Origin of the sequence: Neobacillus citreus (assembly GCF_018343545.2) — a bacterium.
Classification (GTDB): domain Bacteria; phylum Bacillota; class Bacilli; order Bacillales; family Cytobacillaceae; genus Neobacillus; species Neobacillus citreus.
In genome coordinates this window covers 31,691-44,502 of the sequence record NZ_JAGYPE020000028.1, presented here as the reverse complement: position 1 = coordinate 44,502, position 12,812 = coordinate 31,691, and the positions used below count along the sequence as shown (strand labels likewise).

At 35.0% G+C, this 12,812-nt stretch carries 9 protein-coding genes, 1 pseudogene and 2 riboswitches; of the genes and pseudogenes, 6 read left to right on the top strand and 4 right to left on the bottom strand.

Features of this window, described 5'->3' with window-relative positions:
- Window positions 1–258 precede the first annotated feature (258 nt).
- Window positions 259–1,554 carry a methyl-accepting chemotaxis protein gene (locus KHB02_RS15840; RefSeq protein WP_213148064.1) on the top strand — a complete coding sequence of 432 codons (1,296 nt, stop codon included), beginning with the start codon at window positions 259–261 and terminating at the stop codon, window positions 1,552–1,554.
- Between the two features lie 470 nt (window positions 1,555–2,024).
- Here KHB02_RS15840 and KHB02_RS15835 read toward each other — a convergent pair whose 3' ends face one another.
- Window positions 2,025–2,519 carry an RrF2 family transcriptional regulator gene (locus KHB02_RS15835; RefSeq protein WP_213148065.1) on the bottom strand — a complete coding sequence of 165 codons (495 nt, stop codon included), beginning with the start codon at window positions 2,517–2,519 and terminating at the stop codon, window positions 2,025–2,027.
- 178 nt (window positions 2,520–2,697) lie between these two features.
- Between KHB02_RS15835 and KHB02_RS15830 the strand changes: the two genes are divergently transcribed.
- The 4 genes from KHB02_RS15830 to KHB02_RS15815 all read left to right on the top strand — a co-directional run bounded on the left by KHB02_RS15830 (window position 2,698) and on the right by KHB02_RS15815 (window position 8,422).
- A complete protein-coding gene (locus KHB02_RS15830; RefSeq protein ID WP_213148066.1) occupies window positions 2,698–4,977 on the top strand; it encodes an EAL domain-containing protein in 2,280 nt (759 codons plus the stop codon).
- A gap of 20 nt (window positions 4,978–4,997) precedes the next feature.
- Window positions 4,998–5,840 carry a GGDEF domain-containing protein gene (locus KHB02_RS15825; RefSeq protein WP_241113895.1) on the top strand — a complete coding sequence of 281 codons (843 nt, stop codon included), beginning with the start codon at window positions 4,998–5,000 and terminating at the stop codon, window positions 5,838–5,840.
- Between the two features lie 105 nt (window positions 5,841–5,945).
- Window positions 5,946–6,036: riboswitch (cyclic di-GMP riboswitch) on the top strand.
- Window positions 6,037–6,251: 215 nt separating this feature from the next.
- Window positions 6,252–7,946 (top strand): methyl-accepting chemotaxis protein, encoded by a 1,695-nt coding sequence (locus tag KHB02_RS15820; protein ID WP_213148068.1) that lies wholly within the window; start codon window positions 6,252–6,254, stop codon window positions 7,944–7,946.
- Window positions 7,947–8,257: 311 nt separating this feature from the next.
- Complete coding sequence (locus KHB02_RS15815) at window positions 8,258–8,422, top strand: hypothetical protein (protein WP_213148069.1); 165 nt, start codon at window positions 8,258–8,260, stop codon at window positions 8,420–8,422.
- Between the two features lie 840 nt (window positions 8,423–9,262).
- Here the strand turns inward: KHB02_RS15815 and KHB02_RS30055 are convergent.
- Window positions 9,263–9,325, bottom strand: a pseudogene (locus KHB02_RS30055) (hypothetical protein); the annotation flags it as partial.
- A 227-nt stretch (window positions 9,326–9,552) separates the two neighbouring features.
- Window positions 9,553–9,636, top strand: a riboswitch (cyclic di-GMP riboswitch).
- Between the two features lie 116 nt (window positions 9,637–9,752).
- Between KHB02_RS30055 and KHB02_RS15810 the strand changes: the two are divergent.
- A complete protein-coding gene (locus tag KHB02_RS15810) occupies window positions 9,753–9,998 on the top strand; it encodes a hypothetical protein (RefSeq protein ID WP_213148070.1) in 246 nt (81 codons plus the stop codon).
- 451 nt (window positions 9,999–10,449) lie between these two features.
- Here the strand turns inward: KHB02_RS15810 and KHB02_RS15805 are convergent, their stop codons facing one another.
- Both KHB02_RS15805 and KHB02_RS15800 read right to left on the bottom strand, forming a co-directional pair.
- Window positions 10,450–10,728 (bottom strand): HU family DNA-binding protein, encoded by a 279-nt coding sequence (locus tag KHB02_RS15805; protein WP_213148071.1) that lies wholly within the window; start codon window positions 10,726–10,728, stop codon window positions 10,450–10,452.
- Window positions 10,729–10,926: 198 nt separating this feature from the next.
- On the bottom strand, window positions 10,927–12,812 hold a 1,886-nt coding region (locus KHB02_RS15800), incomplete at its 5' end, for an OmpL47-type beta-barrel domain-containing protein (protein WP_420848088.1).

Below are 12,812 nucleotides of genomic sequence, written 5' to 3'. Positions count from 1 at the left end.
TGATTTTGAGTTGTGTGTGTATAATCATCTTACTGAGGGGCTCTATTTTTTTCAAACGCGAAAAATAGCTATCTACAGGAATTCTAACGGGGTAGAATAATTTAAAAATTGCAATCGCTAAATATTTTCGAAAATAATCCGACTTATATAATAGAAAGCAAATTACTATTAAAAATGATAATAAATACATAAGAAAAGTCTGGAAAAAGTGTGAGGAATCATAGGCATATTTAAATTTATTCTGCGGGGGAAGAAAAAATGTTGGGAGTAAAAAAGAAGTATAAGTTTGGTTTAAACAAAAGGCTTGCTATATTTACTACGGTACTTGCATTCATTACCTATTCAACGAGTGCGTTTTTTATTTATTATTTATATGGATTTGTTTCGGATATTATCAATGAACAACTCTTTACTTTATTTACTTTAGTTTTAGGGATTTTTTGGTCTGGAGTTCTAGCGTATTACACTGCTACACGTTTTATTACAAAGCCATTACAGTTATTAGAGGATACGGTAGCTAAAGCAGCAAAAGGTGAAATAGGGAAAGATGCACCTGTCCCCAAGATTGATGATGAAATACGATCACTTAGTTTAGCTTTTAACGAAATGCTGCATAGTGTTAGAGATATAGCGCGTAGTATTGATACAAACTTTGAACGTACAAAAGAAAAAGTTATTCAAATGACAATGGCATCAAATGTGGCGGTAGAACAGTCACAAAACATAACAAGGGCTATTTCAGAAATTTCAAAAGGAGCGGATACATCTGCTGCTGCAATGCAAGCAACTTCACATTCTGTAGAAGATGTATTGCTTCTCGCTGATGAGGTCCAAGAAAAAGCCCTTAAATCTGAGGAATTGTCTAGTGAAATGGTTAATACTCTAAATAAGAGTAAACAAATAATTCACTCATTTGTGGATGATGTGCAGGAAATGGAAAAAAGCAGTAAAGAGTCTCTGGAATCTGTCAAACGATTAGAGAATCATGCAAATGATGTAGAGAAAATCATTTCATTTGTGGGAGACATTGCAGGTCAGACAAATTTATTGGCATTGAATGCATCTATTGAAGCTGCACATGCTGGTGACCATGGAAAAGGATTTGCAGTCGTTGCAGAAGAAATCCGAAAATTAGCTGATCAAAGTGCAGAAGCTGTCGCTGGAATTTCTACGTTGATCAAAAATATTCAAAGAGAAGTGACGAATGTTGTTAACCATATAATAAAACAAGTCGCATTGTCAAATGAAGAAGCGAATAAAGGTAGTGAAACTAACAAAGCTATTAGTAAAATGAGTCATTCAATTGATGAAGTTGTTCACGTTGTAAATTACATTGTCTCACTTGTCGAACAGCAATTCAATTATATTGGACAAACAGTAAGCCAATCGCAGGAAGTAACTGCAATTGCAAAGGGGACATCGGTGAGATCTTTAGAAGTAGCATCAGCTGCAGAGGAACAAACACATATAATTAAAGATGTAAGTAAATTAGGAAGTGAATTAGTAATACAAGCAGAAGAATTAAAAGAGACAATTAAGCGATTCACGTTCTAGGGAAGGGAAAAGATATTTTTTTAAGTGGAAAAAGAGAAGAAGAGATTAACGAAGAAAAAATTTAACCCTAATAATTCCATCTGCTTGGTATAAAGCATATTGAAATTTACTATTAAATTATTTATCATCGGGGCGGTTCTCAAGGTTCAAATTAAACGAGTCAAAGGGTAGAGTCCTATTTTATATAAGTGATTTTAACTTTTATAAATATAATTAGGACCACTGACATGTGGTGGTCCTAATTTGTTGTTAAATAAATTGAGTTGTTCGTCCAAACGAGGTAAATATCCCAGTTTTTCATTTCTTGGCCAATTTTATTATGTCTAGTGATAATAAGTGCATTATACCTACGTAAAAAATGGTACGATCCATTTTCACTAATGAAATATGTATGAAAATGTAAGGAAGGTAAACACAATTGGTATCCTTGATAAGGACATGCTTTTTCAGTTAATCAATTTGCTTGAAAATTAGCTCCTGTTAAAAAAGTCGTTAGTTTTTCCAAAAAATTCATCTGGGAGAATTCCTTCCAAGTATTGCATTAACCAGAGCAGGCTCTTATCTTTAAGAAAATTACGCATTTGATTTTCGGCTTCAAGCATGACAACATTAATTTTGCATGGTATCTTGGCTAAGCATTCTGGATAACCAGTTTCCTGATACAAAAAACAATTTTTTCGTATGTTTTTGCATTGGAACATAGGTTTTGAGCCTTCAATCGACTCTACTACATCCCAAAAAGAAATTTCCTCAGGTCTTCTTGTTAATTGATAGCCCCCTTTAGCACCAGGTATGGAACTTACAATTCCTGCTTTCGTTAATTTCGTAAATATTTTTGATAGATAGGTTTCAGAAACTCCTTGAAATTTGGAGAGTTCTTTAATTCCAATATTAGCCCCTGTAGGGGGATTAATTAGGTACAGCAAACAATGAAGGGCGTATTCAACCCCGATGCTATATTGCATATAAACCCTCCAAAAAAATAATAGATAACTATTATCTATAATATAGGTATTGTAGAATTTTGTCAAATAAGGTAGAATTATAGGAAGTTTGACCTGATTTTGTCATTTATGGATAGTAAAAAAGGCACTTCTCAAGTATAGATTAGGTTATAAAAAAGATTGGAGGGAGAAATATAACTTGGTAATCGCAGATGAGTCAGTATTATTACAAAGGGAAATGATGAATGCACTGGAACGGAACGAGTTTCGACTTTATTACCAACCAAAGGTTAATTTGGAAACAGGGAAAATCGATGGAGTAGAGGCATTAACTAGGTGGGAACATCCGGAGAAAGGGTTAATTCCTCCCATTGAGTTTATTCCAATTGCAGAGAAAACAGGGTTCATTATACCGATGGGCGAATGGGTTTTAAAGAACGCCTGTTCACAAAATAAGGAATGGATCAACGCTGGTTTCTCACCCATGGTGATGTCTGTCAATCTTTCTGTACGTCAGCTTTATCAGCCCAATTTAGTTGATGTTGTCCAGGGGATTTTAAAAGAAACCGAACTTCCTCCTGAATATCTTGAACTTGAGATTACAGAGAGCATGATGATGGATAAAGACCGAGCACTTGATGGCATAAAAGGATTAAGAAGATTAGGGGTGCAAATTAGCTTAGATGACTTTGGAACAGGCTATAGCTCCCTTCATTATTTGCATGATTTTCCAATCGATAAAATTAAAATTGACCAATCTTTCATCCGTAATTGTACATCGGATTTGAACAACGCAACCATTGTAAAAATGATTATTGCAATGGCTCACCACTTAAAAATAAAAGCTGTTGCAGAGGGAATTGAAACGAAGGATGAATTGATTTTTCTTCAGAAAAATTCTTGTAATCATGGCCAGGGATACTTTTTTAGTATGCCATTACCGCCGGAAGAATTAATTAACTGTTTCCATTTAATAGAACAAATTGTATCTCAGGAAGGAATTTCTCAAGAAATAGCCAACCAAAAAAAGATGCAGGAGGCGTTGGAAAGCACCCGTCAAGAATTGCGTGATATCATGAGTCAGCAGCAAGGAATGATTTTTAAGGTGGTAAAGGAGGATGGGAAATTTATACACACCCAATGTGATGGTAAATTAATGTACCGAATGGGTCATAAGCCCGAACTGGTAGTTGGAAAAGAACTAAAAGATTTCATGCCATTTGATATTGCGGAGCAAATAGAAAAAAATTATCAAAGGGTGTGGGATGGAGAAGAAAACGTAACATATAAAGGGGAAATAAACGGGATACATTTCTTTGCAACTTTATCTCCCATTCTTAAAGATGGACTAGTGGTCGGGACAATTGGTTCTTGTGTTGATTTTACAGAAACGAAGCGAATAAAAGATGCTTTAGAGTTTAAAAACTTAAAGTTTCAACTTATTACGGATAATATACTAGATTTAGTTGCTATGTTGGATAAAAACGGAACGGTCCTTTATGCGTCCCCTTCTCATGAAAGAATATTAGGGATATCAGTTAAAGATTATGAAGGCACGTCTAATTTTGAATTAGTCCATATCGACGATATTCCTGCCATAAAAAAGGAATATACGAATATGATTAAATCCAAAACACCATGTCAAATTGAATTTAGACATAAACATACCCAGGGAGGATGGGTTGATATTGAAGTCAAAATTTCGCCTGTCTATGATGAATATGGTGAAATAGAGTATTTTATAGCAGTGGGGCGGGATATCTCCAACCGGAAAAGAACAGAAGAAATGATCAGAAAATCAGAGAAACTTTCGATTGTCGGGCAACTGGCTTCGAGTATTGCTCATGAAATCAGAAATCCGCTTACTTCTATTAAAGGGTTTGTACAATTACTTCAAAAGGAAGTAAATGAACCTTTATATTTAAAAACCATTTTAAAGGAAATTGACAGCATAGAGGAAATTACACGAGAATTCTTGGAATTTGCTAAACCTCATGCATCCCAGATTGAAAAATTGGATGTTACGTTTCTTTTGCAAAAAGTATTTAAACTATTTTATTCACAAACAATTAAGCAAAATGTTGAAATCATTCATGAATTTGATTCCGATTTACCAATCATGTTTTGTGACAGCAATTATATGAAACAAGTATTTATTCATATTTTACAAAACGCTGTGGAAGCTATGCCGAATGGAGGAGTCATTAAACTTTATGCACAAAGATATGGAACTGATTCGATAAAAATCAGTGTTATAGACCAGGGGTATGGCATTTCTGAGGGAAGAATAAAGAAGATCGGAGAACCTTTTTATAGTACAAAAGAAAAATGTACGGGTTTAGGATTAATGATTTGTCATAAAATTGTCCAAGAGCACGGAGGTACCATAAATATAAAAAGTGAAGTAAACAAGGGAACAACAGTTGAAATAATATTACCCATTTACCATTTGATTGTAATGGAAAATCTAATTAACTAAAAAGGATGGCAAAAATAGTATTGAAACGAAAAATAGTGTTATGGTCTATCGTTGTCGTTTTTGCAGTTTTACCTATCATAATAGCGTTCAATTTGAAGGAAGAATTGCAACGTCTTTCCTCATTTTTTTGGTCACTTTTTCTAATTCCGAATATCGTGATTATGATCATGTACCCAAAATGGAAAGTAATCATTGGAACTGCTTTATTTTTCAGTGTTTTAAAATATGTTACCCACTTCATTGAAGAAGACTCTTTTAACAGAATTGAAACGGTAGCACTTATTTTGGAGTCATTTGTGGATGGGGCCATTCTTTTTACAGTGAGTTATTTTGTATTAAGACATAATAAATTAGTAAAGTATATGGAAAAGCTTATCATCGTCGATTCATTGACAGGACTATATAATCGAAGATATTTTGATTTATATATGGAAAAAACAATTCCGTTTCATCAAAGAATAAATAGTCCATTAATTCTTATTATGGTAGACATAGACCATTTTAAAAAGATTAATGACAATTATGGTCATCTATGTGGAGATGAAGCTCTTAAACATATATCAGACATGATAAAAAGGAATGTTAGAACCTCAGATGCGTATGTTCGTTTTGGTGGTGAAGAGTTTGCAATAATGCTCCCAAACACGGATTTAGGTGAAGGTCAAAGATTTGCAGAACGTCTTCGGAAAGCTGTCAATCAATCGGATTTTACGCATTATAATGAACATATTCCTATTTCTATTAGCCTAGGAGTATCATTATACAAAGGCGAGAATGTAGAAGGGTTCATTGAAAAAGCTGATAAAGCCCTGTATAAAGCAAAGGAAAATGGAAGAAACCAAGTGGTTATTTTTAGCTATTAATTGGGAGAAGTCTTACGTAATGGGACTACCCTCTTTTTGTTAGGGCTGCAAACATTCATATAATTCACTATAATTGAATAGGTCTAAAGACACAGGAAATCCTAATGTTGATAAAGGCAAACACCTCGAAAGATGTGGACGCAAAACTATAGGGGCTAATGTAAGGAATGACTTACAATGCCAGCCAGTTACCGAGAATTATTAAAGTAACCTATTTTCGGCTTAATAATCGTTATCAGGTTGCTTTTTTATTTTGCTCATTTTTATATTATTGGGGATTTTTAAAAGGAGTGGCGTTTTTATGCCGAGTGACTTTTAAACAGGTATTTTTAAAATAGGAAATAAAGAATACGGACTGTCTATCAATAATATTAAGGTTTTAAAAAATAAAAAATAATGTGGGGAATCTTTATGATATGGACTATTAATAGAAAACTACTGAGTGGATTTTTAGTAGTCATACTTATTTTAATCATGACAATTGGGGTAAGTTACTACCAAATAAGTAAAGTTAATGAAAATTACAGTTTTTTACTCCAAGATAAAGCTAAAAAAGCTGTTGATATTGAAGCCTTGAAAGTTGCTGCTAAACAAGAAATCGTAAGTATGCGTGGTTATTTAATTGTAGGTGATGACCAAGCGTTACAGGACTATAACAAAGCACATGATGAATATCAAAACCAATATAATAATTTATTGAAAAGATTTCAGATTAAAGAGGCAATAGATATGTTAAAGGAGCTTGATCGAATAGAGAACGAATATAAACAGTTTACTGAACACGTTTTTGAACTTAAAAGACAAAATAAAACAGAGGAATATCAAGCCTTGGTGTCTTCACAAGGTCGTGAGATTGTGAAAAGGTTTGATCAGCAAGCAGATAGGCTATCTGACTATCAAAATCATATATTAGAAACTGGAAATAAGGAAAATACTGCAAAGGTTAACACAACTAAAGCACAAATTTTAATATTGGGAATAATCGGGGTATTGATCGGGGTTGTTACTGCATTATTCATAGGTCGTCTTATTACAAGGCCACTGGTGACTATAGCAAATACTGCCAATAGGATTTCCAAAGGCGACCTTACGGTGGATGAGATTAAAGTAAAAAATAAGGATGAACTTGGAGGTCTAGCCAAAGTATTTAATCAAATGGCAATAAATCTTAGACAATTAATTGACCAAGTAAACTTAAATTCAATCCAAGTAGCTTCTTCAGCTGAAGAATTAGCTGCAAGTGCTGAGCAAACTACCCAAGCAGCGAACCAAATAGCCACTTCCATTCAAGAATTTGCAAGTGGGGCAGAATCTGCAGGAAAGTCAGCTACCGAAAGCTCCGTTGCCGTGAAAGAGATGATGATTGGTATTCGTGAAGTGGCTAAATCAACTACCTCTGTATCGGAACTAGCATTGGAAACAAGTAAAGAGGCGAATAATGGGAGCGATTCGCTACAAAAAGTCACACATCAAATGGATAAGATAAATAAAGTGGTAGATGATTCTACTTCTGCTGTTAAACATTTGGGTGAACATTCTAAAGAAATTGGTAAGATTGTTGGGGTAATTACTTCTATCGCTGAACAAACGAATTTATTAGCCCTAAACGCTGCCATCGAGTCTGCTCGCGCTGGAGAGCATGGGCGAGGTTTTGCAGTTGTGGCTGATGAGGTAAGAAAACTCGCAGAGCAATCAAAAAACTCAGCAGAACAAATTGCAGAGTTAATCCAAATAATACAAAAAGACACAGTGGTTGCTATCGACGCTATGGATAAAGGAGCCCAAGAAGTAAAAGTAGGAACGGAAGTTGTCCACGAAGCTGAAGAGGGATTTAAAAAAATTCAAACATTAATTGAACAGGTTACAGCTCAGATTCAAGAAACATCAGCTGCATCTGAAGAAATGTCAGCTAGTGTAGAACAGGTTAATTCATCGATTCAAAGAATTGCTAATAGTGCTCGAAATTCGGCTGATACCACCCATAGTGTTGCATCTGCTTCAGAAGAACAGTTAGCCGCAATGGAGCAAATTACTACTTCTGTAACGGAATTAGCCAGGATGGCAGATGACTTACAGAGACATGTTAGTCAGTTCAAAGTTAAATAGATAAATAATGTGCAATCAGTACTACAGAGCCAGAGAGACTCAATCTCAATTTCTAGAATAACTTACGACGAATCTTTAATCCAATTGTATAAATTATAAAACCCCGAATTCTAATTTTTTTCATTGAAGGATTCGGGATTTCTTTGTTAATTTTCAAGTAGGAGAGCATATAACTTTTAGCAAGTTCTGTGTAGAAGATAATTAGTATTTATTGTGTAAGCCTTGTGATTCATTCCTGAGATAATCTACCTTTGAATGTTTAAAAAGTTAATTGGTTAATGGCGAAAAATATTGGAATGGAGTTGTAAGAAATGGAAGATACTTCGAAAAAAATAGATTGGATACGATCATTACCAGATTATGAGAAAGATAAATTGAAAAAAATCCTATCAGACTTAAATGAGATAATGGAAACTGATCCAAAAGGGTTTAAACAAATTGATTCAAAAATGCAAAGCTTCACGGAAGGTCATTAATATAAATTGTGATTGAAATGGTTAATTTAACAAAAATAGGGCACTGAAATAGGAGGAGCTAGTTTGGATTTAGAACAATAACATGCTGGAATGGACTAATCGGCTGAAGTGGAATGGCCATTTTTCCGAGTTTTTATAAAGATACGTAGACGTGGTTCGAAGTATGTTTAAGTTGAAAGAAATCCTGGACAACTAATCCTTTATTTTGGGCCGATTACCAAAAATCACTGAAAGGTCAGATAATGAAATGAACGTCATCATTGAGGATTGTTTCTGTGAAGGACTACCCACCCATGAAGGAAATTTAGTATGTGACTTAGAAGGCGCGATTTTAGAAGGGGCATTGTCCACTTTCCATAGTGGGAAGGTAAGTGTCCGTGAAGTGTAATGTAAATGGCGATGAACACTGCGAGTATAAGATAAAGTTTTATTAAGGGGCCCTTTTTGCTTTGTTTAATGGGATATTAGAAGAGTTTTAGCACCATCACTCCATGCTTGAATCGCCTCGTGTGTTGAAAAACTTAAGAAAGAAACCAATAAAAATAGAATAAAATCTACTTTGAGTTCATATCTTTTTGTCTTGTTTTCAGTGTTTTTTATATAAAATAGGAGCTGTTACCCACTTTTAAATGCTACCGATCATGACAAATTTCCCCTGACAGCCACCATTATACTAGGTTTACTTTACAAGAAAATGGTGCATGCATATAGAATAAAAGAAGTGCCAGTTGTTAACGGGACCCTCTTAATGCATAGCTCCTGCATGAAGTGTAGCGACCGCCGTGTTATAACGAGAAAAGATAGCCTTTCCCTTTTACACTAGCATGTGCGGGGGAGAGGTTATTTCTTTTTGAAGAGAGCCACCACCGTTAGAATGAAGATACCAAAAGCAAACATCAAATTTAGTTAGGATCCACCACCTCCAAAAGTAATAATTTTAGAAAGCATCCATTCATTTTTAAGTAAATCTCCTGGTAATAATATGATCTAATAGTCGCAAGGGGTATTAGTTTGGGTTAAATAAAGAACGTTCTTAAATTGTTGCAATGTTAAATCTCATAATAATTTTTGTAAAAATTTGACGAAATGCATTGAAAAATACATGGGTATATTTTACTATTAAGTTATGAAAATGAAAAAGGCAAACTTTTTGAAAAAAAAGGACGCAAAGCCACGAGTCTAAGGTCTATGACTATGATAGTCGGGTTGCCAAAAGGAACGGATGATAATGTTGGTTTTAAATTACTACAACATTATGTGATTGATAGTCCTCCTCTTTTTGGAGCGCTTTTTTATTGTTAAAAGTGTAAAAGGGAAAGGGTTGGGCATCTTGAAAGTTTTTTTTGGTTCGATTGAATATTTTGAGCAGGAATTTATGATTTTTGCAAAGAAGAGAAGATATATAAAAATTTCACGTGAACAAGTTATGGAAATTTACTCTGAAATAAAAGATGATTTAATTTTCGATTTTGTTTGTGATGACAACATTAAAAAGGAGTGCTTAAAAAATCTTAATCAGGCAAGTCAAAGATTTCTATATAGTAATGAGACTTATGCAATGAGTGATTCAAGATAAGGGTGAAGGAAAGGGCCCCTGGTCTGAACTTAGTTATTTAGAATAATTAAGATTTTCATTATTTGTGGTGAAACTCTGCTACCTGGATGGCTAGCGAATGATACGACCGAATTAATGCAATCAAAGTTTATTGATCAACCTCTAACGAAGGTACTCTTAATAAGGCGTATTATTAATATTGCTATCATAGCAAATACGTCCTACTATGAAATTTAAATTATTAAAATAAGGCTTAACAATGAAATCTTTATTTGGATTTAACAGTAAGGAAATTCCAATAGATCTTATGTAATACGATTCTAAGGTGAAATATCAATACAAAAAAGTGAACGAAAAAGCGAATAGTTGTAGACCTAAAAGAAGCAAACACCATATTCAGAAATGGATACACAAATAAAAAAGTGATGGTTAATTAGTATACCATCACTTTTTGTTATGTAGTAAGAATAAATTATTTACCAGCTACTGCATCCTTTAATTGCTTGCCAGGCTTAAATGCCGGAACTTTTCCAGCTGCAATCTCAATTTCTTTTCCGGTTTGAGGATTACGGCCTGTACGCGCAGCACGTTCACGAATTTCAAAGTTACCAAAACCAATTAATTGTACTTTATCACCGTTTTTCAACGCTTCCGAAATTGCGCTAAATACAGCGTCCACTGCTTTCCCGGAATCTTTTTGTGTTAGGTCGGATCTTTTTGCTACTTCTTGAACCAAATCTGTCTTATTCACTCTAAACACTCCTTTAAATACAAAGCATTCCCTATGGAATCTATCCTATTTGTACCATACCGTACACCAGTTCTCAAGAAAAACATTAACAACCGGATTGACTGAAATCAATAAAAGTATTTTGGTCATATAAAAACTGCACCGCCAATCGCTAGTTATGGGGTGCAGTTTTTTGATAAGTTTATCTTTATTTGGGGGCTATTTTTTTGCTTCAACCGTAGTCTTACCAATTACCAAATATTTATTATCTAAATACCCGCGTAATTCAAGATACACTTCACCAGTTATCCAAGTAAAGTCTTCACGATTGAATTTGAATTGGCCTTTTTCTGCTTGCTTTTGCAGACCATTATTATCCGCTACAGCTGATACACCATTTAACGTGATAGTAGAAACATTAAATAACGAAGTTGGGTATTCCTTCGGTAAAGTTGCTTTGACAGTAAAGATTCCTTTGTTGCCTTTAATCACTTTCGGTAATACCTCGAGAGTAACCGGGATATAAACGGTAATTGTTTTTTCCACCACCGTTGTCCATCCGGCCTTATCTGTCACTTTAATGAAGAGCTTATACTCACCGGGCTGGTCTAAAATAATTTGGTCACCTTTTTTATAAGAATGGCCGTTAAGCATAACATCTTCTGCAGCTATCCCCGAAAGGTTATCTTCAGCAAGGTAATTCAATGTAAATGTTGATCCAAGTTCGTATACGTTTTCCAATGCAATCGAAACTGTTGGAGCAGTCTTATCAATTTTTACCTCTGCCGTCTTCACTTCCTCATAGTTGCCTGCAGCATCAACAGAGTAATAAGAAATCTTATTGATTCCCTCTTTGTCTACTGTAAAAGCTGGACCTTCCACATATTCGGAGCCATTGATTGAGTAATAAGTTTCCGCCACTCCGCTGTTTTCATCCACTGCTGTTAACTTGACTGTGGTATCGTCGTTTACCCATACTTCTGGTGTGCCAGCGGAGGTCACCGGTGCGGTTTGATCAATGTTTATCTTAACTGTTTTCACATCTTCCTTATTACCCGCTGCATCCATAGAGAAATAAGAAATTTCGTTGATTCCTTCTTTCTCTACGATAAAAGATGTGCCTTCTGCATACTCTGCTCCGTTAATGGAGTAATAGGTTTTAGAAACTCCGCTTAGCTCGTCCTTTCCAGTCAATTGAACGGTAAAGGATTTTGCGTATACCGGTAATTCATTAATGTCTGTTTTTGGTGCTGTTTTATCGACTTTTACAAAAGCTGTTTTTACCTGTTCCACATTGCGAGCCTTATCAACAGAATTATAAGAAATTTTATTGATACCTTCTTGATCAACAAGTATAGAAGTTCCTTCATTAATCGGTCCGTCATTTAAAGAATAGAAGGTTTTTGCTACTCCTGCTTCATCATCTGTCGCTTCGAGGGTTACCACTTGGTTTTGATTAACCCATTGTGTCGGAGCGTTAAGTTTTGTTTCTGGAGCATGGGTGTCAATGATTAATTTGGCAATCACTGTTTGCGACGGCTCAGATTCCCCAAATGAGTTGCTATAGGACGTCACGTAATATTCATGATTTGCATACAATAGGTTTTGGATCGTGTATGAAAGATTATTCAAATTCTCGACCAAAAGAACAGGTTTTCCATCAATAATTTCATAAATATTGTATCCATTTGCATAAGTGACAAAATCCCATGAAATTTGGGCGCTTGTTTGACTTAATAACTTTAGAGTTGCCTTTGGCGTTTCCATTTCCGGATATACAATCGTTTGATCTAATTGATTAGAAGGTACTGACTCGCCAAAACGGCTGCTATAAGCTGTCACGACAAACGAGTGAGTTTCTTCGGTAAGGTTATATACTTTATAGCTTAGTGCTGGTCCCTTATAAATCAATTCTTTGTTTTCGCCAACTACTTTATAGACCCGATATTCGCTAGCCCAAGTTACAGCTGGCCATGATAGGGTGATATTATTGGCATTAAAGACCGTTCCTTTTAAAACAGGTGCCTGAACAATCGGCCAAGTCAGATTAAACTCTATGTTACTTCCTTGTGGAGACTCGCCAAAACGGTCGCTATAGGAATGGA